This window comes from Microbacterium sp. LTA6, assembly GCF_045690355.1.
GTDB lineage: Bacteria > Actinomycetota > Actinomycetes > Actinomycetales > Microbacteriaceae > Microbacterium.
In genome coordinates this window covers 678754-700200 of record NZ_CP147855.1, presented here as the reverse complement: position 1 = coordinate 700200, position 21447 = coordinate 678754, and the positions used below count along the sequence as shown (strand labels likewise).

Genomic DNA, 21447 nt, shown 5'->3' with positions numbered 1-21447 from the left:
AACCGGAGTCGTTGCGGACCTATTCCGTGCCCGGGCGACTGGCGGCTTCACTGCGAGGTGAAGTGGTCGAGGACCAGTTCTCCGGTCGCATTGAGCGCACCCATCATCTCGGTGATGCGGTGCGCATCGATGGGCGGGGCCTCGGCGTCATCGAATCCGAACTGCAGCGGGATAGCCGGGTGGATCCACACGGTCGCTCGAGCGTCGGGTCCTTGGCCGATCGGGCGCCACGTCATCATGAAGCTCTCCTGGCGTCGAAGCTTCGTGGCGATGATGATCTTGAGATGTGCCAGCGTCGCGTCCTCGATGAGGATCGGATCCGACGTGCCGTCGTACTTGAGTCTGCCCATGAGAGAACCGTAAGTCCTCCGTGCCGTTCCCGTCTCATCGGGTCTGACACTTGCCTGTCAAAGATGCAACCCCCCTTACTTCCTCAAGCCTCCAGGGGTAGCGTTCGCCAGATGGACGAGGTGCAGACGATGGTGCGAACCCAGGTCGCCGTCAACGGTGGCAGCTTCTTCCTCGCGCAGGGGCAGAACGTCGACGAGCTCAAAGGGCTGATCGAGGAAGCCGTTCGTACCGGCGGAAGATTCGTCGACTTCACCGTCATGGGCAATCGTGTCGTGAGCGTGCTCATCTCGGCGGGCAGTCAAGTGGTGATCTCCGTCGAGACCGTTCAGTTCGATACCGACGACGACGGAGACGATGCTTTCCCGTTCGGCGGCATGTTCGACCTGCTCTGAGTGAACCTATACGTGCCGCAGCGCCTTGGGCGTGTAGTAGATCACTTCGCCGTCGGCGTCCTCGACCCCGAAGATGAACTGCCCAGAAGGCGTGGCGCAGATGTCGATGATGATCCCGCGAGAGCGGGTTGTGAAGACCTCGTCGCCGGGCTTGAAAGTCGTTCTCGTCATGACCAGACGGTACACCGGCGAAGCCTGAGACCGGCTGCGTCAGCTGTCAGCGGTGTGATCGGAATGCAGGCGGATTCGCCCGCGCAAGAAGGGCAGGGCCGGCGCCCGATATACGAGGGCCGGCGCGTCATGGGGTTCGAGTGCGAATTCGGCCTCGCCGAAGCGCCAGAGGCGGTTGAAGAGGAACACGCCCAGAGTGACTGTTCGGTCGGACGGAACCTGCCAGGTGCCAAGGCCCCATTGCGTCGGCTGACCGCGCCCCTCGATGACGAGGGTCGGCCGGACCCCGGCGTACAGCGCGAACCAGGGCTTGACGAGAGTCAGCTCGATGCGGCGAGAGGAGAGAAGGGCGTCAGCGCTCATGGGTGACTCGATTCTCTGTGGCCGGTCCAGGGAAAAGCAAAACCCCCGCCATGTAGAAGCTAGGCGAGGGTTTCTAAGGTGATTGTAATGATCACCCTGTGGCTCCGACGGGCGTCGATCCCGTGACCTCTCGATTTTCAGTCGAACGCTCTACCAACTGAGCTACAGAGCCGCGCGACCGGCGAACCTGTCGCGTCCTAGACGAAGAGCCTCCTCGAAAGAAGGCTCAACGCGTGGAGCGACCCTGACGGGACTTGAACCCGCGACCTCCGCCGTGACAGGGCGGCACGCTAACCAACTGCGCTACAGGGCCATACTTGTATTCAATTATATCGGATGAGTGACCCCAACGGGATTCGAACCCGTGCTACCGCCGTGAAAGGGCGGCGTCCTAGGCCGCTAAACGATGGGGCCGTTGTGCTTCCCGGGGGAGCACTCCTTGCCGACGCTCAAGCATAAACGACGATCGAGGCAAAACGCGAATCGAGGGCGAGCCTGCCCCCGGAGAGCCATGAAACGGAGGACGATGGAACCGTCACCGTGCCAACTCTCTAACATGCAGCCCTGGTGTGGATGTGGTTGTTGTTGTTAGTGTGACATGTGTGAATCCGGCGAAAGGGGCCGCGTGAACGACAAGACCACGCTGGATGCTGCTGCTGCGGCATCCTCTGAATGCGGGTGCGCGCCGACATCCGTGGAGCGCAAAGCGTTCTGGAACCGCGGCTCGATCAGCCGCCGCGGCGTTCTTGGCCTCGGTGCTCTCAGCGTCGTCGCGCTCAGCGCGTTCGGCGTCTCGTCCGGTGTGTCCGCCGCCAACGCTGCGTCGTACCCCAGCTGGGACGACGTGCAGGCGGCCATGCAGAACGAGGGAGCCAAGGCTGCCGAGATCACCCGCATCGAAGGCCTGATCCAGTCCCTGACGCAGAAGGTCGCGGACGCCCAGGCAGCCGCGAAGCTCGCAGGCGAGGAGTTCTACGCCGCACAGCAGGCGTTCTTCCAGGCCGTCACCGATGCCGAAGAACTGCAGTCGAAGGCCGACGAGCAGGCCGGCATCGCCGATGATTCCGCCCGCAAGGCCGGCCAGGTCGCGGCTCAGCTCTACCGCAACGGCGGCGACGACACGTCGCTCGAACTCTTCTTCGCCGGCTCTGCCGCGAACGCCGACGAACTGCTCACGCGCCTCGGCACGATGGACAAGCTGCTGCAGTACAACCAGTCCATCTACGACGACGCTGTTGCCGCACGCAACTCGGCGCAGTCGCTCAGCGACCAGGCCGTCGTCGCGCGCACCGAGCGTGACCGCCTGCAACAGATCGCCGAGCAGAAGATGGTCGCGGCCCAGCAGGCGGCTCAGGCTGCTCAGGCCGCGCTCGACGAGCAGGCCGCGAACCTCAACACCCTGCAGGGGCAGCTCGCTGCGCTGAAGGATGCCACGGCCACCACGGTCGCCGGCTACCAGGCCGGTGTCGCGGCGCGTGAAGAGGAAGAACGACAGCGTCGAGAGCGCGAGGCCGCGGAGGCTGCGGCCGGCGGTGGCGGCGGAAACGGTGGAGGCGGCGGAGGCGGAGGCACTCCTTCCTCCAGCGGCTGGGTTCGCCCGCATGGCGGAGGGAAGTCCTCCGGGTACGGTCCCCGTGAGTCGCAGTGCGGGTCGAACGGGTGCTCGTCGAGCTTCCACCGAGGTGTCGACCTGGCCAACGGCTGTGGCGCCCCCATCTACGCGGCATACTCCGGCACGGTCGATGCGGCCTTCTGGAACGACGGCTACGGCCGCTACATACGGATCCAGCACGGCGGCGGCATCGCCACCGGGTACGCGCACATCAACGAGTTCGCCGTGGGCTACGGGCAGTGGGTGGAGGCCGGGCAGGTCATCGCGTACGCCGGCAACACCGGTGGTTCCTTCGGATGCCACCTGCACTTCGAGGTCTACATCGACGGCTACCCCAACAACCCCGAGTGGTTCATGGGCGACCGCGGCGTCTACTTCTGAGCATCCGCCCGAAGAATTCCGAAAGAAAGACCCCCGGCCGCTGAGCGGACCGGGGGTCTTCTTCTGTCGCGAAGGGTCAGTGACCCTGCTCGCCGAACCGCACGATCGCCTCGTCGAGGATGCGCTGCGCCTCAGCGGCGTCGCCCCACGCGTCGACCTTGACCCACTTGTTGGGCTCGAGGTCCTTGTAGTGCTCGAAGAAGTGCTCGATCTCCTTCTTGGTGAACTCGGCGACGTCGCCGATGTCCTGGATGTGCGCCCAGCGCGGATCCTTGGACAGCACGGCCACGAGCTTGTCGTCTCCGCCGGCCTCGTCGCTCATCTTCAGCACGGCGACGGGGCGGACCTCGACGACGACGCCCGGGTAGATGGCGTGGTCGAGCAGCACCAGCACGTCGAGCGGGTCGCCGTCCTCGCCGAGGGTGTTGTCGAAGTAGCCGTAGTCGGCGGGGTAGCCGAAGGTCGTGTAGAGCACACGGTCGAGGTGGACTCGTCCGGTCTCGTGGTCGACCTCGTACTTCACGCGGCTGCCGCGCGGGATCTCGATGACGGCGTCGTGTGCGCCCATGCGTGTGCTCCTCAGAAAGACGGTTGGATGCCGCCGACCAGCCTACCTGGGCAGCCGCGTCAGAATCCTGGTGACGGGTCCGGTCAGTGCGATCAGCAGGAGGGCGTAGTACCCGATCGGATGCACCCAGGCGGCGATCGGCATGGCGATGGCGAACAGGATGATCGCCGCGACGTCTCCGAGTGCGCCGTGACGCAGCTCGCCGGCGGGGAAGTCATGAAGCTCCGGATGCCGCAGCAGATAGAGCTTCGCCGCGAGCGTCGTGACCTGGGTCAGGATCAGCGTGCCGATGTAGAGCACGGTCTGCAGGGCGTCGCCCTCCATCTGACCGAGCATCGCCGTCGGCACCGGAAGCCACACGATCGTCAGCATCCAGCCGGCGTTGATCCACAGCAGCGGACCGGTCATGCCCTCGACGCGCGAGTACATGCGGTGGTGCTCCATCCAGAACGCGGCGATGAGGACGAAGCTCAATCCGAAGCTCAGCAGCTGCCCGCTGTGCTCAGCGAGGAATTCCGCCGTGCCGAGTCCTTCGTTCGCCGCTTCGGACACCGATTCCAGCAGCGGCAGGATGAGCAGCGTCATCGCGATCGCGACCACCGCGTCGACGAACGCCTTGAACCGCTCGGCTTTGAGCGGATGGGGCGTTCTCTCGTCGGTCACGCGCTCAGAGTATGACGGCGGATGCGAAACGCGCCACCCCGGAGGAGTGCACGGCGCCTTCAGTACTCAAGAGGCGCGAGGCCCAGCAGCGCGTCGTGCACGGCGGCCGTGCGGCGACGCAGTGCGTCTGCCACCGCGGCGACGGCGGGTTGACGCAGCGAGTCGGGTCGCAACACCATCCAGTAGGGCAGGCGTTCGGCGAAGTCTTCGGGCAGCAGCCGCACCAGATCAGGGTGTCGGCCCGCCATGAAGCACGGCAGGAAGCCGATGCCTGCTCCGGCGCGGGTGGCTTCGACATGGACGAAGACATTCGTCGAGCTGAGCGAATCCAGCATCCCGGGAACCAGTCGCCGCGGCGCGTCGAGGTCGTCGACCTGCAGCATGGAATCGACGAAGTACACCAGGGGGTGCGTGCTCAGATCCGCGATGCCGGCCGGAGTGCCGAATTCGTCGAGGTAGTCGCGCGAGGCGTACATCCCCAGCGTGTAATCGCCGAGCCGGATCGCCTCGGCTCTGTGCACCTGCGGCTCGCCGACCACGACCTCCAGATCAAGCCCAGAGCGGTGCTGCAGGGCGCGCCGGGTGACGTTGACGATCTCGACGCTGAGCCTCGGGTGCCTCCGTCGCAGGTGCGCCACCGCCGGTGCGACGATGAACGCGCTGAACCCGTCGGTGGCGGAGATGCGCACGACGCCGGCGATCTGATCGGCCTCGTCATCGCCCTCGTGGATGGTGGCGACCGCGGTCTCGACGTCTTCGGCGGCGCGAACGGCGCGGCGGCCGAGGTCGGTCAGCTCCCAACCGCCGGGGGTGCGCGCCAGCGTGCGTCCGCCGAGCGACATCTCCAGCGCGGCGATCCGGCGCGACACGGTGGTGTGGTTCAGACCCAGGCTCTCGGCCGCGGTGGTGAACCGTCCGGTGCGCGCCACGGCGAGAAGGATCAGGAGGTCGTCGGGGTTCGCGGCGACGGTGCCACGAGTCGGGATATTCATATCTGCAATTGTGCACACGATCTCTGCTCGACTGGTCATTGATGCACACTGCCGCGCGTGCCCATACTTGCTGAGGCCGCCCTGCCCGTGAGAGCCCGGGCGCCGCACGCCGAGGTCAACGCGGACGTCGGCACAACACGAAGGAGTGAGCGTGAGCGCCGATAAGACGACCATCGTCCCCGAGACGAAGACCTCGGGACTCAAGAAGATCGTGGCCGCCTCGATGGTGGGCACGGTGGTGGAGTGGTACGAGTTCTTCCTGTACGCGACCGCCGCCTCGCTGGTGTTCGGCACGTTCTTCTTCCCGAATGCCGGTACCGAGCTGGATGGCATCATCGCGGCATTCCTGACCTACGCGGTGGGCTTCGTGGCCCGCCCGCTCGGCGGCATCGTGTTCGGCCAGATCGGCGACAAGCTCGGCCGCAAGCACACGCTGCAGGTCACCATCATCCTGGTGGGCGTCGCCACCTTCCTGATGGGCTGTCTGCCCGGTTTCACCTCGATCGGCTACTGGGCGCCGGCGCTGCTGGTGATCCTTCGTTTCGTGCAGGGGTTCGCCGTGGGCGGCGAGTGGGGCGGGGCCGTCCTGCTGGTGGCCGAGCACAGCCCGGACAAGTCACGTGGCTTCTGGTCCAGCTGGCCGCAGGCCGCCGTTCCGGTGGGGAACCTGCTGGCGACGCTGGTGCTGCTGGGCATGTCCTGGATCCTTCCCTCGGACCAGTTCCTGAGCTGGGGCTGGCGTGTGGCCTTCTGGGTGTCGGCCATCGTCGTCATCATCGGCTACTACATCCGCACCCACGTCAGCGAGGCGCCGATCTTCCTCGAGGCCCGCGCACAGGCGGAAGCCGAGAAGGCCGTCAGCTACGGCGTGCTGGAGGTCGTGAAGAAGTACCCGCGGGGCATCTTCGGAGCGATGGGCCTGCGCTTCGCCGAGAACATCCTGTACTACATCATCGTGTCCTTCACCATCGTGTATCTGAAGACCGTGCACGCGTACGACACGAGCCAGCTGCTGCTGGCGCTGCTGGTGGCCCACGTCATCCACTTCATCGTGATTCCGCAGGTCGGCCGGCTCTCCGACGCCTTCGGCCGCAAACCGGTCTACCTGGCCGGCGTGGTGCTCGGAGCATCCTGGGCGTTCTTCGCCTTCCCGATGTTCGACACCCTGAACCCGTTCATCATCACGGCGGCTGTCGCCATCGGCCTGTGCTTCCACGCCCTGATGTACGCCGGACAACCGGCCATCATGGCCGAGATGTTCCCCACCCGCATGCGCTACTCCGGTGTCTCCCTCGGCTACCAGGTCACCTCGATCGTCGCCGGCTCGCTGGCGCCGATCATCGCGACGGCATTGCTGCAGGACTTCGGTTCCTGGCTGCCGGTGGCCGTATACGTGGCGGCCGCCTGTGCCGTCACAGCGGTCGCGGTGATCACCCTGAAGGAGACCAGGGGCATCTCCCTGCACGACATCGACGACGCCGACGCCCGCAAGCACGGTCTGAACACGGCGCGGGTGCGCAGTTGAGCCCCGCAGCGGAGCCGCTCTCCGGAAGACAGGCGTTGGTCACCGGCGGCGCCAGCGGGATCGGCGCGGCCGCGGTGCGTGCGCTGGCGGCCCGGGGTGCGCACGTCATCGTCGCGGACAAGGACCGGGCCGGTGCTGAGGCATTGGCGGCGGCGGTCGGAGGATCGAGCTGGGCCGTCGACCTGCTGGACCCCGCCGCTCTCACCGACCAGCGGTTGTCGGACGCGCTGGCCGGGGTGGACATCCTCGTGAACAATGCTGGCATCCAGCACATCAGCCCGATCCAGGATTTCGACCCTCAGGACTTCCGCCGGATCATGTCGCTCATGCTCGAGGTCCCGTTCCTCCTGATCCGGGCGGTGCTCCCTGGGATGTACGCGCGGGGCTTCGGCCGGATCATCAACGTCTCGTCTGTGCACGGACTGCGCGCTTCGCCCTTCAAATCGGCCTACGTCACAGCCAAGCACGGTCTCGAGGGGCTCTCCAAGGTCACCGCGCTCGAAGGCGGCGAGTACGGCGTGACCAGCAACTGCGTCAACCCCGGCTATGTCAGGACCCCGCTGGTGGAGAAGCAGATCGCGGACCAGGCACGGGTCCACGGCATCCCCGAGACGGAGGTGCTGGCAAGGATCATGCTCACCGAGAGCGCCATCAAGCGGCTCATCGAGCCGGAGGAGGTGGCCGCGCTGGTGGCGTGGCTCGCCGGCGACGAATCCGCGATGGTGACCGGTGCCAGCTACACGATGGACGGCGGCTGGGCCGCGCGGTAGTACTACCGTTGTGCTGTGCCTTCCCTGTCGCCGGCCATCGCCGAGATCCGCCTTGCGGTGCGCACCGCACTCGCCGCCGTGCCCGACGGAGCCACCGTGCTCGTCGCCCTCTCGGGAGGCGCCGACTCGCTCGCGCTCGCCGCGGCTGTCGGTTTCGAGGCGCCGAAGCGGGGCCTGCGGGTCGCGTCACTGACAGTGGATCACGGCTTGCAGCCGGGGTCGGATGCGGTCGCAGCCCAAGCCGGTCGGGCCGCCGCCCGCCTCGGCGTCGACCCGCTGATCGTGAAGGTGAAGGTCGGTACCGAGGGCGGTCCCGAGAACGCCGCGCGTGAGGTGCGCTACGGGGTGCTTCGCGATGCGGCTCTCGACGTGCGCGCGGCCGCAGTGCTGCTGGGGCATACCCTCGACGACCAGGCCGAGACGGTACTGCTGGGCCTCGCCCGAGGCTCGGGCGCAGCCAGCCTGCAGGGGATGGCTCCGGTCCGCGAGGATGAGGACGGCATCCGCTGGATGCGCCCGCTGCTGGGCGTGCGACGTGAGACGACCCGGGCCTTCTGCGCGGCATCCGATCTCGAGTTCTGGGATGACCCGCACAACGTCGACGAACGTTTCGCCCGGGTGCGCGTGCGCGCGCAGGTGCTGCCGGTGCTGGAAGCCGAGCTCGGCCCCGGGATCGCCGAAGCCCTCGCGCGCACGGCGGAGCAGCTGCGCGAAGACGCCGAGGCCTTCGACGAGATGATCCACGAGACCATCGAAGACATCGTCGAGCACGCCGAGGCCGGCATCTCGGTCAGCGTCGCCGCGCTCGCCGCGAACCCCGCCGCGCTGCGCAACCGCATCATCCGCCTCGTCGTCGACAGCGAGTTCGGGGTGAGCCTGACGCGCACGCAGACGCTGGAGGTCGCGCGCCTCGTCACGGACTGGTCCGGCCAGGGGCCGATCGACCTGCCGGGATGCTCAGCGCAGCGTCACGGCGGACGGATCGTGTTCACCGCCCGCTGACGGCAACGCTTCCGGGTGCGGATCTTGTGGACCGCGTTCGGGCGCGGTAATGTCGGGCGCGTCAACTAAAGCGATTTAGTGGTGCCCCCAGCATCCGTCGCTCCGCTCATCGGAGGAGATCTGCGTTGAACACCGTCCCCGCGCATACGCGCCCCCACCGAAACCGTCGCAGAGCGCTCGTCGGTACGACGCTCGGTGCAGCCCTCGTCGTGGCCGGCCTCGTGCCCGCCCACGCTGCCGATTCGCATCCGCCCGCTGGAGAGGCCGCCGTCGACGCTGCGCAGCCGTCATTCCCGGGCTATCGCGTCCGCGACATCCTGAACTGGTCTCCCGAGACCGACCCCGACGCCGAGATGCTGCGTGCCCGCATCCCGCTGCAGCCGCGGATCGAGCCTTTCGCCCCGACCCAGGCCAATCCCGACCTCACCGGCGACGCGCAGGTGCTGCTGATGCAGGGCGACTACGGCAACTCGTTCTTCGGCAGCACGCCGTACAACGACGAGTTCTCCGAACACACGCTCAACTTCTGGCAGTACACCGACATCTTCGCCCCGTGGCACGGCGCCGCCACCAGGGCCACTCCCTCCGCGCTGTACGACCCCGCGACGTCCGATTGGCGCAACCGCGGCTTCGAATTCGGATCGGTCAACATCCCCAACCCCGCGTACACCAACGCGGCGCATCGCAACGGCGCTCTGTCGATCGCGACGATCTATTTCGACCCGTACTTCCGCCCCGGCGTCAGCGTCGACGAACTGCTGCTCGATCAGCGCGAGGACGGGTCCTTCCCCGTCGCGGACAAGCTCATCGAGATGGCCGAATACTTCGGCTACGACGGGTACTTCTTCAACAAGGAGGAGCACAGCCCGCACCCCGATGCCACGTTCAAGAAGTTCATGGCGTACCTCACGGCGAACGGCATGTACACGAACTACTACGACGTGAACAGCTCGATCGACGACGACAAGGTCGCCTGGCTGAAGGACGAGGAGCACGGGCAGATCCATGACTCGGTCTTCGTGAACTACGGGTGGCCCGAGTGGGCGCCGGATGCCACCGAATGGGATCGCATCCGAGACGCGTACGGGCCTGAACTCTATGACGAGTTCTTCCTCGGTGTGGAGGCCAACCAGGGCAAGCTCGGCGGCGGGCACCCGACGACCACCGAGTTCCCGAGCATCTACGAGCCGGGCACGAAGAATCCGCGCACCTCGGTCGCGCTCTTCACCCCGTCCGACTTCTACCAGCGATCGCTCGACGACGACCTCGGCGCGGATCTGCAGAAGACCGAGCCGCTCCCGCTGATGCAGACCGACGCGTACCAGTGGATGGTCACCGAACGCGAGCGGATGTTCTTCTCCGGCGTTCGCGAAGACGTCACCCGAACAGGCGCCGAAGCCGGCTACGCCCGTCCGGATGTCGGCGTCGCCGATGCCGACGCGTGGACCGGCGTCGCCGACTTCACGCCCGAGCGATCGGTCGCCGGCGGTACCGAGTTCGCCAGCTGGTTCAACACGGGGCACGGCGTCGGATGGTGGGATGACGGGCGTCACTCTTCTGCGCAGGAGTGGACGAACATCAGTATCCAGTCGCTGCTGCCGTCGTGGCAGTGGTGGTTCGAGACGGCATCGGGTGCGGCATCCGACCTGCACGCCGATTTCGACTACGGCACCGACCTCGCTCGTAAGGACACCCAGGGGGTGGAGACCGCGACGCCGTTCGCGCCGATCGGGGCGTTCCGGGGCGGTTCGTCGCTGGCGATCTACGGCGGCCTGGCCGAAGACACCACGATGCGCCTCTTCAAGACCGATCTCGCCGTCGAATCCGCCACCGAGGTCGATGTCACCTACGCGGTGCCGTCCGGTGCAGGCGTCGGCGCGCAGCTCGCTGTGGTCTACGCCGACCAGCCGGACACCGTCGTGAACTACCCGCTATCGCACAGCGGGGCGGACTGGGCGACCGAAACGGTCGACCTGGGCGAGCAGTCCGGCCGGCGCATCGCCACGCTCGGTCTGACGCTGGCAGGACAGTCGGACGGAGTGCAGGTCAATCTCGGCGGCATCCAGGTCGGCGCGGACGAGTCTGCACCGGCTGCGCCGAGCGCGCTCAGCGTCGATGCCCTCTACGCATCGGGCGAGGCGGTGCTGTCGTGGGACCTGCAGTCGTTCGACGAGGTCGATTCCTACGAGGTCTACGCCACTCGCGGCGACGGCGAGCGGGTCTGGCTCGGCGGCACCTACGACGGCACGCTGCATGTGCAGAACCTCGACATGGAGCCGGGACACGGCGACCTCGCCATCGAGGTCGTCGCGGTGGGCAAGGACGGCGTGCGATCCGAGCCGGCGACCCAGCTCATCGGACTGGACAAGTCCGTCTCGGCGATCAGCGTCGCGGAGACCACGGATGCTCGTGGCTTCCGCACGCAGGCGGCAGAGGCAGGTTCCGTGCAGGTGTCATGGCAGGCGCCCGCCTCGCCCGCGAGGGTCGGCGGGTATCTGGTAGAGCTCACTGCGCAGGACGTCGCCGGTGCGGAGAAGATCGAGGTGCGCGTGGGTGCGGATGCCCGAACGGCTGTCGTTCCGGTGGCCGATCCTGAGGGGCGCCGCTACGACGTATCTGTGGTGCCGCTGAACCCGGCCGGGAAGCCGCGAGGCGTCATGCCGGTCTCGTACCGCGGGAACACCCACGATTCGCTCGCGGCTTCGTATCTGCCGGCGGACGTCGTGTCGGATGCCGACGGATGGCGGCTGACACCGCCGAGTACGTGGGACTGGCACACGCTGACCGTCGCGTACGACGGCGTGGAGCAGTTCACGGCGACCCGCGGCGCCACCGACGCGAACCGCGAGCTGTTGATCACGCGGCCGTATCCCGATGCCGAGAAGATCTCCATCGTCGTGACGGATTACGCCGGCAACACGTCGGAACCGCTCGTCCTCGATACGGCGGACCTCCGGCAGTGACACCCACCGGATGCCGGGTGCGCTGAGCATCCGGCATCCGGCATCCGGAAACAGTTCGACGGGCTCAGGGATCACCTGAGCCCGTCGATGCGTTCGGTGCTGCTACTTCTTGCCGCCGAGGAGGCCGCCCAGGAGATCGCCGATTCCGCCGCCGCCCGTGTTGCCGCCGGAGCCGCCGCCCAGGAGACCGCCGAGCAGGTCGCCGATTCCGCCGCCGCCGCTGCTGCCACCGGAACCGTTGCCGCCGCCGAGGAGGCCCCCGATGAGGTCGCCGATCCCGCCGCCGGACTGCTCCGTCGCTGCCTCCGTCGTGCCGGTCTTGCCCTTCGTCGCGTTCGCGATCAGGCCCATCACGATCGGGGCGAGGATCGGCAGAAGCTTGCCGAAGTCGATGCCGGCGGTCTCCTTGGACTCGGTGAGAGTTGCGGTGACCTCCTTCTCCTTCGCGCCGAGGATGTGCGAGACGATCTTGCCGCCGTCGGCCTGATCGATGTCGTCGACGGTCGCCGCACCCTTCGCACCCTTGTGCTTCTTGAGCGCGTTCTCGATCGCTGCGGACCCCTCTGAGGTCTCGGCGTTCTTCGCGAGACCGCTGAGCAGCACGGCGCCGCCCTGCTCGACCGCCTGCTTGGCGACGTCGGGGGAGACGCCCAGCTTCTTCGCGATGTCGTCGATCGGCACCTGCTTGAGGATGTCGTCAAGAGCCATGGGTGAATCCTTCCGTCAGTGGGCGTCCGCCCCTCTTCTCCCGCTCACAGTAGTGCGGATGCGGCCTGCTGAGGAGGGTTGGCAGTGTTCGATCGCAAGAGCTGTGCCCGAGCATCCGATCGCGTCACCTAAAATCGATCCATGCGCGCCGCGGAAATCCAGGATGACCTTGCTCAAATCCTCGTCACAGAGGAGGAGATCCTCGCCAAGCTCGAGGAGCTCGCCGCCCGCGTCGCCGCGGACTACGCGGGCAAGGACCTGATCCTGATCGGCGTGCTCAAGGGCGCGATCATGGTGATGGCCGACTTCGCTCGTGCGCTGCCGTTCCACGCTCCGATGGACTGGATGGCGGTCTCCAGCTATGGCGCGAGCACGAAGTCCAGCGGCGTCGTGCAGATCCGCAAGGACCTCGACGTCGACATCAACGGCAAGCACGTGCTGATCGTCGAGGACATCATCGATTCCGGCCTCACCCTCAGCTGGCTGCTGGAGAACTTCGAGTCCCGCGGCGCCGAGTCGATCGAGGTGCTGGCACTGCTGCGCAAGCCGGAGGCAGCGAAGGTCGAGATCGACTGCCGCTACGTCGGCTTCGACATTCCCACCGACTTCGTCGTCGGCTACGGCCTCGACTACAACGAGCGCTACCGCAATCTTCGCGATGTCGCGGTGCTCGCACCGCACGTCTACTCCTAACGCTCGCGCCCGCGCGCGCGTACGCCGTGGGCGAATCACAGCCGACCGTAAAGTGCGGCGCGATACGCTGATCGGATCATGGACGTGAAGAAGATCACCCGGAATCCGCTGATCTACGTGGCGCTGATCGGACTGCTCCTGTTCGGCGGCTTCCTGCTGATCTCGAACCTCGGAGCCCCCAAGCAGATTTCCACGCAGGAGGGCCTGAAGCTGCTCGCCGGCAGCTCCGTCACCGAGGTGGTGAACACCGACGGCGATCAGCGCGTCGACATGACCCTGTCGAAACCGTTCGAGGGCGCCGAGAACGTGCAGTTCTACTACGTGACTGCCCGGGCCGACGAAGTCGTCACCGCGATCAACGAAGCCGAGCCCAAGGACGGCTTCAACGACGCCGTGCCGCGTGCGACCTGGTTCGACGGCTTCCTCTCGCTGCTGCTCCCGCTGGTGCTGCTCGGTCTGCTGTTCTGGTGGCTGCTCTCGTCCATGCAGGGCGGTGGCAGCAAGGTCATGCAGTTCGGCAAGTCCAAGGCGAAACTGGTGAACAAGGAGACCCCGACGGTCACCTTCGCCGACGTCGCCGGGGCTGACGAGGCGATCGAGGAACTCCACGAGATCAAGGAGTTCCTGCAGGACCCCGCGAAGTTCCAGGCCATCGGAGCGCGTATCCCGAAGGGCGTGCTGCTGTACGGCCCTCCCGGAACCGGTAAGACCCTCCTCGCCCGCGCTGTCGCCGGTGAGGCCGGAGCGCCGTTCTACTCCATCTCCGGATCGGACTTCGTCGAGATGTTCGTCGGTGTGGGAGCATCCCGCGTCCGCGACCTGTTCAACCAGGCGAAGGAAGCGGCACCCGCGATCATCTTCATCGATGAGATCGACGCCGTCGGCCGTCACCGCGGTGCTGGCATGGGCGGCGGCAACGACGAGCGCGAGCAGACCCTCAACCAGATGCTCGTCGAGATGGACGGTTTCGACCCGAACGCGAACGTCATCGTGATCGCGGCGACGAACCGCCCCGACATCCTCGACCCTGCGCTGCTGCGCCCCGGCCGTTTCGACCGGCAGATCGGCGTGGACGCCCCTGACCTCAAGGGCCGCCAGAAGATCCTCGAGGTGCACTCGAAGGGCAAGCCGCTGGCCAAGAGCGTCGACCTCGAGATCGTCGCGCGCAAGACGCCGGGCTTCACCGGTGCGGACCTCGCCAACGTCCTCAACGAGGCGGCTCTGCTGACTGCTCGCTCCAACGCGCAGCTCGTCGACAACCGCGCGCTCGACGAGGCCATCGACCGCGTGATCGGCGGCCCGCAACGCCGCACCCGCGTGATGAAGGACAAGGAGAAGCTCATCACGGCGTACCACGAGGGCGGACACGCGCTCGCGGCGGCGGCGATGAACTACACCGATCCGGTCACGAAGATCACGATCCTCCCTCGAGGCAAGGCCCTCGGCTACACGATGGTGCTGCCGCTCGACGACAAGTACTCGGTCACCCGCAACGAGCTGCAGGATCAGCTCGCCTACGCCATGGGCGGCCGCGTCGCCGAGGAGATCGTCTTCCACGACCCGACCACCGGTGCATCGAACGACATCGAGAAGGCGACGTCGATCGCCCGCAAGATGGTCATCGAGTACGGCATGACCACCGAGGTCGGCCCGGTCAAGCTCGGACACGAAGGCGGCGACATGTTCGTCGCCCGCGACGTCGGACGCGGCCGTGAGTACTCCGAGAGCGTCGCCGAGCGTGTCGATGCCGAGGTGCGCGCCCTCATCGAGCAGGCGCACAACGAGGCCTATCAGGTGATCAGCCAGAACCGTGACATCCTCGACCGACTCGCGCTGGCCCTGCTCGAGCAGGAGACCCTCGACCACAACCAGATCGCCGAGATCTTCACCGAGGTGCAGAAGCTCCCCGAGCGCCCGCTGTGGTTGAGCAGCGAAGACCGCCCGGTCTCGCAGCGGCCTCCGATCGAGGTTCCCAAGCGCGATGTCTCGCTGGCTGCCTCCGTTGAGGCGCCAGCGGATGCCGTGACGACGCGCAGTCAGGCCGGATCAGCGAACGCGACGGGTCACAGCCGACCAGCGACGGCGTGACCGTGGCCGTCGACAGGGCGCGTGTCGAGCGACTCACTCGTGAGCTGCTCGAGGCGATCGGCGAGGACCCGGATCGCCCCGGTCTGAAGCAGACGCCCGCACGGATGGCTGAGCTGTACTCGGAGTACTTCGCCGGTGTCGGTCAGGATGCGGCGGCACCGCTCGCACACACGATCAGCGTGGCCCGTGGTCCGGCTCCGGACACGCTTCCGTCCGGCGCCGTACTGCTGCGCGACATCCGCTTCCGCTCCGTCTGCGAGCATCACCTGCTCCCCTTCGCCGGTCACGCTCACCTCGCCTATCTTCCCGGCGAGCAGGTGGTCGGCCTGGGGGCGCTCGTGCGCGTCGTGGAGACGCTCGCCGCGCGACCGCAGGTGCAGGAGCGTCTCGGCGAACAGATCGCCGACACGATCGCCGAGCACCTCGACACGCGTGGCGTGCTCGTCGTCCTCGATGCCAGCCACGGGTGCGTCACGATGCGCGGCGGCCGTCAGCCCGAGGCATCCACGCTCACGATCGCAGCCCGCGGCGTGTACACCGAGCCGATCGCACGCGCCGAACTGATCACGCTGATCGGCAGCCCATCCGGGCGCTCATCGAGCGGTACGGGACCCGCGTTGTGACGGCGATCTGGGGCATCCTCAATGTCACGCCGGATTCGTTCAGCGACGGCGGACGCTACCTCGACGTCGAGCACGCGGTCGCCCACGGCCTGCTGCTGCGCGAACAGGGAGCGACCATCCTCGACATCGGCGGCGAATCGACCCGCCCCGGCGCCGAGCGCATCGGTGCCGACATCGAGCAGCAGCGCGTCATCCCGGTGATCGAACGCCTCGCCGAGTCGGGTGTGCCGGTGAGCATCGACACGCTCAACGCTGCCACTGCGGCCGCAGCCGTTCATGCGGGCGCGCGCATCGTCAATGACGTCTCGGGCGGTCTGGCCGACCCGGAGATGCGCGCGGTGGTCGCCGAGTCCGGGGCAGACTTCGCGATCGGGCACTGGCGGGGTCCGTCCGCAGACATGTACGCCCACGCGGATTATCGCCGCGTCGCACGTGAGGTCGCCGGCGAGCTGCAGGAGCGCATCGGCGAGGCGGCTGCGGCCGGCATCGCCCCTTCGCGTCTCATCGTCGACCCGGGCATCGGCTTCGCGAAGGCCGGCGCCCAGAACTGGGACGTGCTGCGGGGCCTCGACGAGATCGTCGCCCTCGGCCCACGGGTGCTCATCGGCACCTCCCGGAAGCGTTTCCTGGCGGAGACGCTGCAGGCGGATGCCGAGGCATCCGTCTCCGAGGCGCGTCGCGATCTCGCGACCGCCGTCACGAGCGCCCTCGCCCTGCGCGCGGGCGTGTGGGCCGTACGCGTGCACGATGTGGCCGCAACCCGCGACGCCCTCGCCATCGCTCACGCCTGGGAAGGGTAATCCTCATGTTCGAGCTCGACCACATCGTCCTCACCGGCCTCACCGTGTTCGGACGTCACGGCGTCTACGACCACGAGCGCGAGGACGGCCAGGAGTTCACCATCGATCTGCGCCTGTCGATGTCGCTGGCACGAGCGGCCGAGTCCGATGACGTCACCGACACCGTGCACTACGGCGAACTCGCCGAGAAAGTCGCAGCGGTCGTCGCCGGCGAGCCGGTGAACCTCATCGAGACGCTCGCGGCGCGGATCGCCGACGTCGTCCTCGAAGACCCGCGGGTGCAGCATGCCGCCGTCACCGTGCACAAGCCGCATGCCCCGATCCCGCTCACCTTCGCCGACGTCGCGGTGACCCTGCACCGCGGTCGCACGTCGGACGGCGCCTCCTCGTCGGAGTGGCCGGCATGAGCCGCAACCTCACCAACCCGCCGCCGGCACCCCCCGTCCGCCCAGGACGAGAGGATGCTGTCGCGGTCGTCGCCTTCGGCGCCAACCTCGGCGATCGGCAGGCGACGATCCGTCATGCCGCCGAGCGCATCGGGCGTCTGCCGCTGGTGAGCGAGGTGCGGCTGTCCGAGCTCTTCGAGACCGTCGCGCTGCGCCTCGACGGTCCTGATCCGGATGCTCCGGGGTACGTGAATGCCGTGGCACTCGTGACCACGCAGCTCGCCCCCGAGATCCTCCTGGGGATGCTGCACGCCATCGAGGACGAGAACGGCAGGGTGCGACACGAGCGCTGGGGCGATCGCACCCTCGACCTCGACCTGATCGCCTACGGCGATGTCACGTCCGTCGACGAGCGCCTCCAGCTGCCGCATCCGCGCGCTGCCGAACGGCTGTTCGTGCTCGAGCCGTGGCTGACGCTCGACCCGGAGGCCGAGCTCGTCGGGCACGGTCGGGTGGCCGACCTCGCGACGAGGCTGCGCGCACAGGACGCGGTATGAAACGCACCTCGGCAGGTCTCCTGGCGCTGCTCGCGCTCCTCGGCGTCGGAGCCGGTTTCCTGCTCGATCAGCTCCTCACCGCGACGGGCCGCGCGACGTTCACCCCGTCGCTTCTGCTTCCGGTCCTCCTGCTGCTCGTCGCCGCCGCGTCGCTCGGGGTGGCGTGGCCGGTGCGCCGGAGCGTGCGGGGCGCCGGACGGATCGACCCGTTCCGCGCATTGCGGGCGGCAACTCTCGCTCGCGCGTCCAGCCTGCTCGGCGCGATCATGGCCGGAATCGGAGCGGGGCTCCTCGTGTTCCTGCTGACCCGTCCGATCGATCCCCCGGTAGGGTCGACTGTGGCCATGCTGGCGCTGATGGGGAGCGCGATCGCCCTCGTGATCGCCGGCCTCATCGCCGAACAGTTCTGCACCCTGCCGAAGGATCCTGATGACTCAGAACCCAGAGACCGCGCCCCTGAACCCTACGGAGGGCACTGACCGCGCAGCCCTCGACCAGGGCACCTACGGACAGCTGCGCACAGCGCGCAACGAGAATCGACTCGAGCTCGACGGCGCCTGGCACCAGATCTCGCCGCGCTACGTGGTGTCGCAGATCGTGCAGAACGTGATCTTCATCGTGGTCGTCGCGATCGCGGCATCCGTCATGGCACTGGGATTCGAGCAGACCTGGGCCTGGATCCCCGCGGCAGTGATCGTCCTGGTCACGCTGATCACCCTGATCATCCTGCCCAGGCAGGCGAAGGCGATCGGGTACATGCTCCGCGCCGACGACATCGTCTTCCGCAAGGGCATCCTCTGGCAGCGCATGATCGCCGTCCCGTACGGGCGGATGCAGCTGGTCGACATCACGCAGGGCCCGTTGGATCGTGCCTTCGGAGTGAGTCAGCTGAAGATGGTCACCGCCGCGGCGACGACCGGAGTGCAGATCCCGGGTCTCACGCAGGGCGCGGCGGAGGCTCTCCGCGACACCCTCATCCAGGTCGCCGAGACGCGCCGGACCGGCCTGTGAGCGAGCCGCAGTTCCCGCCGCCCGCGGTCGCGCCTGTCGCGCCACCGGCGGATGACTCGACGTCGCTCGCCGACGGCGAGTGGCACCGGATGCATCCGCTCACCCCGCTGTTCAAGGGTGGGCTTGCTCTCCTCATCATCGGCGGCGTCCTGATCGCGAACATGCGCGATCGCGTCATCGCGTGGGTCGTCAACCTGTTCGCGCCGGAAGAGGCGCATTACGGGCAGAACGGCGGAGACCCCGTCGACTGGGTTCTCGAGAACAACCTGATCCTGATCGTGCTGCTGGGCGTACTGGTCCTGGTCGTCGTGCTCGTCGGCGCGTTCTGGCTCGTCTGGCGCTTCCAGCAGTTCCGCATCACCGGCGACCATGTCGAGGTGCGCAAGGGGATCATCTTCCGATCGCATCGCCGCGCACCTCTCGACCGCGTGCAGGGCGTCAACCTCACGCGTCCGTTCCCTGCGCGCATCATCGGACTCGCCAAGCTCGAGGTCGTCGGTGCCGGCACCGATGCGAACGTGCCGCTCGAGTATCTGGCGACGGCGCGGGCGGAGTCCGTGCGCGCAGACATCCTGCGCCTCGCCTCGGGAGCGCGCGCGGCACGCCACGCGGCGGTGGATGCGGCGAGCGGCGAAGGCGCAGCAAGCAGTGTTCCTGGCGCTCCCAGTGTTCCCGGCACGGCGCGGGCGCAGCTCGTCGGTTCGGTGAATGCCGGCGTGACCGGCCTCATCGAGGGCGTGGACCTCGCCGATGTCGCCCCCGAGAGCGTCGTCAAGATCCCCACCGGTCGTCTGATCGGGTCGCAGGTGATCGCCGGCGTGCTCTGGCTGTTCTTCTTCGGGGTGATCTTCGCGGTCGCGATGGGCAGTGCCGTCGTCGGGACCCTCGCCGAAGACGACGGGGAGACCGGGATCGTCGTGCTCGCCATCGGGCTGGGCATGGGCATCCCGCTGATCATCGCCGCCGTCGGTATCACCTGGGCGCAGATCTCGAAGTCGCTGCGATACTCCATCGCCCCGACCCCTGACGGCGTGCGGATCACGTACGGTCTGCTGACCACGGTGACCGAGACGCTCCCGCCCGGGCGCATCTTCGCGGTCGAGGTCTCGCAGTCGCTGCTCTGGCGCCCGTTCGGCTGGTGGACGGTCAAGATCAACCGGATGAGCGGCAAGAGCGTCGCGCAGCAGTCGTCCGGGAGTGCGCAGCAGTTCAACATCGTGCTTCCGGTCGGCAAGCGCGCCGATGTCGAGCGCGTGCTCGCGCTGATGCTGCCGGATGCTCCGGTCTCCGACATCCCGCTGGTGTGGGAGCACGGCATCCTGGGTCCGGTGGAAGGCGATCCCTATCGCACGATGCCAGCGAGAGCATGGTGGCGTCGCCCGCTGTCGTGGAAGCGTCACGGATACGTGCTCACCGAGTTCGGCCTCGTGCTGCGCCGCGGCATCGTGTGGCGCAAGCTCGCCGTCTTCCCGCTCGCGCGACTGCAGGGCGTCTCGCTCTCGCAGGGGCCGATCGACCGCGCACAGCGCGTTTCCGGCGCACAGGTGCACACGGTTCCCGGGCCCATCCAGGGGTACCTCTCCGGCCTGGAACGCGACGACGCGCTCGCCCTGCTCGACGGGGTGGGTCGTGCCGCGGCGGAAGCGGCGCATCGGGACCACACGCACCGCTGGGGCGAGTACGCACCACAGGCGCCGGCGGTGTCGTGGGCGCCCGAGCAGGTGCCCTCGGCGGGGATCGTCGGGCAGCCCTTCCCCGGTGCTCCGGTTGCTCCGCCGATGCCAGGATTCGCGCCTGCTCCGCCTGCACCACCTGCGGGGTACGGGCAGCCGCCGGTGGCGCAGCCCCCCGCGCCCCCGACGTTCGCGCCCGCGCCGCCGCCGCCCGCTCCTCCGGCCGCAACGCCGCCCGCTCCGCCGGTTCTGCCAGCCGCGCCGGTTCCGCCAGCCGCGCCGCCGGTACCGCCCACAGCGACGCAGCCGGGGGAGTAGCGATGCCTCGTGACGGGCGCCTCGGCGTCGGCATCATCGGCGCGGGCCGGGTCGGTCCCGTGATCGGTGCGGCGCTCGCCGGGGCAGGCCACGCGATCATCGGGATCACCACGGGGTCCGATGACGATCGAGCCTCGGCCGTGCTCCCCGACGTGCCCGTACTGGACGCACTGGAGATCGTTCGCCGCAGCGAGCTCGTCGTGATCGCCGTCCCCCATGACCAGCTCCCGTCGCTCGTCGCCGGCATCGCTGAGATCGGCGGATGGCAGATCGGCCAGCTCGTGCTGCACACCGATCCCGCTTACGGCATCGAGGTGCTGCGTCCCGCTGCCGAGCGCGGCGCGATTCCCCTGGCGGTTCATCCGGCGATCACTTTCACTGGAACGTCGATCGACCTGCGCCAGTTGCAGGCGGGTTTCGCCGCGGTGACGGCACCTGCGGCCGTCCTGCCGATCGGTCAGGCGCTCGCCGTCGAGATGGGCTGCGAACCCGTGGTCATCGCAGAGGCGGATCGGACGGCGTACGCCGACGCGATCCAGACCGCGACCGAGTTCTCCCGCTCGATCATCGGCCAGTCGACGAGCCGGCTGCGAGAGATCGGTGTGGACAACCCCGGGAGCTACCTCTCCGCGCTCGTGCAATCCACCGTCGAACGGGCGCTGCGCGAAGCATCCGGCCCCATCGACACTCTGCCTGACTCCGGCGCCACTTTCATCTGACACCTCGGGTCGCTACACCACCGGGATTGCGGCCCGCGGTGTCAGATGAGGCGACGCGGGGCAAGAGGCGAGAAGCGCGGCCACGCGAGACGGGGGCCACGCGAGAGGGGGTGTCGCG

At 67.8% G+C, this 21447-nt stretch carries 23 protein-coding genes and 3 tRNA genes; 16 read left to right on the top strand and 10 right to left on the bottom strand.

Annotation, left to right across the window (positions count from 1 at the left end; translation table 11 throughout):
• Positions 1-47: 47 nt before the first annotated feature.
• Positions 48-350: a hypothetical protein gene (locus LTA6_RS03320; protein WP_341976118.1), complete on the bottom strand. Its 303-nt coding sequence runs from the start codon at positions 348-350 to the stop codon at positions 48-50.
• A 111-nt stretch (positions 351-461) separates the two neighbouring features.
• Between LTA6_RS03320 and LTA6_RS03315 the strand changes: the two genes are divergently transcribed.
• Entirely contained in the window at positions 462-743 is a 282-nt protein-coding gene (locus LTA6_RS03315) for a hypothetical protein (RefSeq protein WP_341976117.1), read from the top strand.
• A gap of 6 nt (positions 744-749) precedes the next feature.
• Here the strand turns inward: LTA6_RS03315 and LTA6_RS03310 are convergent, their stop codons facing one another.
• The 5 genes from LTA6_RS03310 to LTA6_RS03290 form a co-directional block, all read right to left on the bottom strand.
• The gene (locus tag LTA6_RS03310) at positions 750-914 is read right to left on the bottom strand and encodes a hypothetical protein (protein WP_341976114.1); all 165 of its coding nucleotides are present in this window, start codon (positions 912-914) and stop codon (positions 750-752) included.
• 39 nt (positions 915-953) lie between these two features.
• The gene (locus LTA6_RS03305) at positions 954-1277 is read right to left on the bottom strand and encodes a hypothetical protein (RefSeq protein WP_341976113.1); all 324 of its coding nucleotides are present in this window, start codon (positions 1275-1277) and stop codon (positions 954-956) included.
• Between the two features lie 99 nt (positions 1278-1376).
• Positions 1377-1449 (bottom strand) — tRNA-Phe (locus LTA6_RS03300).
• 67 nt (positions 1450-1516) lie between these two features.
• Positions 1517-1590, bottom strand: a tRNA-Asp gene (locus tag LTA6_RS03295).
• Positions 1591-1618: 28 nt separating this feature from the next.
• Positions 1619-1691, bottom strand: a tRNA-Glu gene (locus LTA6_RS03290).
• A gap of 211 nt (positions 1692-1902) precedes the next feature.
• Here LTA6_RS03290 and LTA6_RS03285 point away from each other — a divergent pair.
• Positions 1903-3270 (top strand): M23 family metallopeptidase, encoded by a 1368-nt coding sequence (locus tag LTA6_RS03285; RefSeq protein ID WP_341976111.1) that lies wholly within the window; start codon positions 1903-1905, stop codon positions 3268-3270.
• 76 nt (positions 3271-3346) lie between these two features.
• Here LTA6_RS03285 and LTA6_RS03280 read toward each other — a convergent pair whose 3' ends face one another.
• The 3 genes from LTA6_RS03280 to LTA6_RS03270 are packed head-to-tail and all read right to left on the bottom strand — an operon-like array spanning position 3347 to position 5493.
• Positions 3347-3838 carry an inorganic diphosphatase gene (locus LTA6_RS03280; protein ID WP_042536967.1) on the bottom strand — a complete coding sequence of 164 codons (492 nt, stop codon included), beginning with the start codon at positions 3836-3838 and terminating at the stop codon, positions 3347-3349.
• 42 nt (positions 3839-3880) lie between these two features.
• Positions 3881-4501, bottom strand: a complete 621-nt coding sequence (locus tag LTA6_RS03275; protein ID WP_341976108.1) for a TMEM175 family protein — start codon at positions 4499-4501, stop codon at positions 3881-3883.
• Positions 4502-4560: 59 nt separating this feature from the next.
• Positions 4561-5493 (bottom strand): LysR family transcriptional regulator, encoded by a 933-nt coding sequence (locus LTA6_RS03270; protein WP_341976106.1) that lies wholly within the window; start codon positions 5491-5493, stop codon positions 4561-4563.
• Positions 5494-5644: 151 nt separating this feature from the next.
• Here LTA6_RS03270 and LTA6_RS03265 point away from each other — a divergent pair, with 151 nt between their 5' ends.
• The 4 genes from LTA6_RS03265 to LTA6_RS03250 all read left to right on the top strand — a co-directional run bounded on the left by LTA6_RS03265 (position 5645) and on the right by LTA6_RS03250 (position 11753).
• Positions 5645-7018: an MFS transporter gene (locus LTA6_RS03265; protein ID WP_341976104.1), complete on the top strand. Its 1374-nt coding sequence runs from the start codon at positions 5645-5647 to the stop codon at positions 7016-7018.
• Positions 7015-7788, top strand: a complete 774-nt coding sequence (locus LTA6_RS03260) for a 3-hydroxybutyrate dehydrogenase (RefSeq protein ID WP_341976102.1) — start codon at positions 7015-7017, stop codon at positions 7786-7788. Before LTA6_RS03265 ends, LTA6_RS03260 begins: the two co-directional genes overlap by 4 nt.
• A 15-nt stretch (positions 7789-7803) precedes the next feature.
• Positions 7804-8790, top strand: a complete 987-nt coding sequence (gene tilS, locus LTA6_RS03255; RefSeq protein ID WP_341976101.1) for a tRNA lysidine(34) synthetase TilS — start codon at positions 7804-7806, stop codon at positions 8788-8790.
• Positions 8791-8915: 125 nt separating this feature from the next.
• Positions 8916-11753, top strand: a complete 2838-nt coding sequence (locus tag LTA6_RS03250; RefSeq protein ID WP_341976100.1) for an endo-beta-N-acetylglucosaminidase — start codon at positions 8916-8918, stop codon at positions 11751-11753.
• 102 nt (positions 11754-11855) lie between these two features.
• Here LTA6_RS03250 and LTA6_RS03245 read toward each other — a convergent pair whose 3' ends face one another.
• Entirely contained in the window at positions 11856-12461 is a 606-nt protein-coding gene (locus tag LTA6_RS03245; RefSeq protein ID WP_341976099.1) for a DUF937 domain-containing protein, read from the bottom strand.
• A 141-nt stretch (positions 12462-12602) separates the two neighbouring features.
• Here LTA6_RS03245 and hpt point away from each other — a divergent pair, with 141 nt between their 5' ends.
• The 10 genes from hpt to LTA6_RS03195 all read left to right on the top strand — a co-directional run bounded on the left by hpt (position 12603) and on the right by LTA6_RS03195 (position 21329).
• Positions 12603-13154, top strand: coding sequence for a hypoxanthine phosphoribosyltransferase (gene hpt, locus LTA6_RS03240; RefSeq protein ID WP_341976098.1), 552 nt, complete (start codon positions 12603-12605; stop codon positions 13152-13154).
• Between the two features lie 78 nt (positions 13155-13232).
• The gene (ftsH, locus tag LTA6_RS03235) at positions 13233-15242 is read left to right on the top strand and encodes an ATP-dependent zinc metalloprotease FtsH (protein WP_341976096.1); all 2010 of its coding nucleotides are present in this window, start codon (positions 13233-13235) and stop codon (positions 15240-15242) included.
• A gap of 2 nt (positions 15243-15244) precedes the next feature.
• Positions 15245-15865 carry a GTP cyclohydrolase I gene (gene folE, locus LTA6_RS03230; RefSeq protein WP_341978258.1) on the top strand — a complete coding sequence of 207 codons (621 nt, stop codon included), beginning with the start codon at positions 15245-15247 and terminating at the stop codon, positions 15863-15865.
• A complete protein-coding gene (gene folP / locus LTA6_RS03225) occupies positions 15862-16665 on the top strand; it encodes a dihydropteroate synthase (RefSeq protein WP_407358623.1) in 804 nt (267 codons plus the stop codon). The genes folE and folP overlap by 4 nt, the downstream gene beginning before the upstream one ends.
• 5 nt (positions 16666-16670) lie before the next feature.
• On the top strand, positions 16671-17072 hold the full coding sequence (gene folB, locus LTA6_RS03220; protein ID WP_341976093.1) for a dihydroneopterin aldolase: 402 nt from the start codon (positions 16671-16673) through the stop codon (positions 17070-17072).
• Positions 17069-17608, top strand: coding sequence for a 2-amino-4-hydroxy-6-hydroxymethyldihydropteridine diphosphokinase (gene folK / locus LTA6_RS03215; protein ID WP_341976092.1), 540 nt, complete (start codon positions 17069-17071; stop codon positions 17606-17608). Before folB ends, folK begins: the two co-directional genes overlap by 4 nt.
• The gene (locus LTA6_RS03210) at positions 17605-18087 is read left to right on the top strand and encodes a DUF3180 domain-containing protein (protein WP_407358622.1); all 483 of its coding nucleotides are present in this window, start codon (positions 17605-17607) and stop codon (positions 18085-18087) included. Before folK ends, LTA6_RS03210 begins: the two co-directional genes overlap by 4 nt.
• A complete protein-coding gene (locus LTA6_RS03205) occupies positions 18038-18619 on the top strand; it encodes a PH domain-containing protein (protein ID WP_407358621.1) in 582 nt (193 codons plus the stop codon). Before LTA6_RS03210 ends, LTA6_RS03205 begins: the two co-directional genes overlap by 50 nt.
• Complete coding sequence (locus LTA6_RS03200) at positions 18616-20610, top strand: PH domain-containing protein (protein ID WP_407358620.1); 1995 nt, start codon at positions 18616-18618, stop codon at positions 20608-20610. Before LTA6_RS03205 ends, LTA6_RS03200 begins: the two co-directional genes overlap by 4 nt.
• A gap of 2 nt (positions 20611-20612) precedes the next feature.
• A complete protein-coding gene (locus tag LTA6_RS03195; protein WP_407358619.1) occupies positions 20613-21329 on the top strand; it encodes a DUF2520 domain-containing protein in 717 nt (238 codons plus the stop codon).
• Positions 21330-21447 lie beyond the last annotated feature (118 nt).

Excerpts from the sequence above, each read along its gene's own strand:
- LTA6_RS03320 (WP_341976118.1), bottom strand. The coding sequence starts at position 350 with ATGGGCAGACTCAAGTACGACGGCACGTCGGATCCGATCCTCATCGAG.
- LTA6_RS03315 (WP_341976117.1), top strand. The coding sequence starts at position 462 with ATGGACGAGGTGCAGACGATGGTGCGAACCCAGGTCGCCGTCAACGGT.
- LTA6_RS03310 (WP_341976114.1), bottom strand. The coding sequence starts at position 914 with ATGACGAGAACGACTTTCAAGCCCGGCGACGAGGTCTTCACAACCCGC.
- LTA6_RS03305 (WP_341976113.1), bottom strand. The coding sequence starts at position 1,277 with ATGAGCGCTGACGCCCTTCTCTCCTCTCGCCGCATCGAGCTGACTCTC.
- LTA6_RS03280 (WP_042536967.1), bottom strand. The coding sequence starts at position 3,838 with ATGGGCGCACACGACGCCGTCATCGAGATCCCGCGCGGCAGCCGCGTG.
- LTA6_RS03270 (WP_341976106.1), bottom strand. The coding sequence starts at position 5,493 with ATGAATATCCCGACTCGTGGCACCGTCGCCGCGAACCCCGACGACCTC.
- LTA6_RS03245 (WP_341976099.1), bottom strand. The coding sequence starts at position 12,461 with ATGGCTCTTGACGACATCCTCAAGCAGGTGCCGATCGACGACATCGCG.
- hpt (WP_341976098.1), top strand. The coding sequence starts at position 12,603 with ATGCGCGCCGCGGAAATCCAGGATGACCTTGCTCAAATCCTCGTCACA.
- ftsH (WP_341976096.1), top strand. The coding sequence starts at position 13,233 with ATGGACGTGAAGAAGATCACCCGGAATCCGCTGATCTACGTGGCGCTG.
- folB (WP_341976093.1), top strand. The coding sequence starts at position 16,671 with ATGTTCGAGCTCGACCACATCGTCCTCACCGGCCTCACCGTGTTCGGA.
- folK (WP_341976092.1), top strand. The coding sequence starts at position 17,069 with ATGAGCCGCAACCTCACCAACCCGCCGCCGGCACCCCCCGTCCGCCCA.
- LTA6_RS03210 (WP_407358622.1), top strand. The coding sequence starts at position 17,605 with ATGAAACGCACCTCGGCAGGTCTCCTGGCGCTGCTCGCGCTCCTCGGC.
- LTA6_RS03205 (WP_407358621.1), top strand. The coding sequence starts at position 18,038 with ATGACTCAGAACCCAGAGACCGCGCCCCTGAACCCTACGGAGGGCACT.
- LTA6_RS03195 (WP_407358619.1), top strand. The coding sequence starts at position 20,613 with ATGCCTCGTGACGGGCGCCTCGGCGTCGGCATCATCGGCGCGGGCCGG.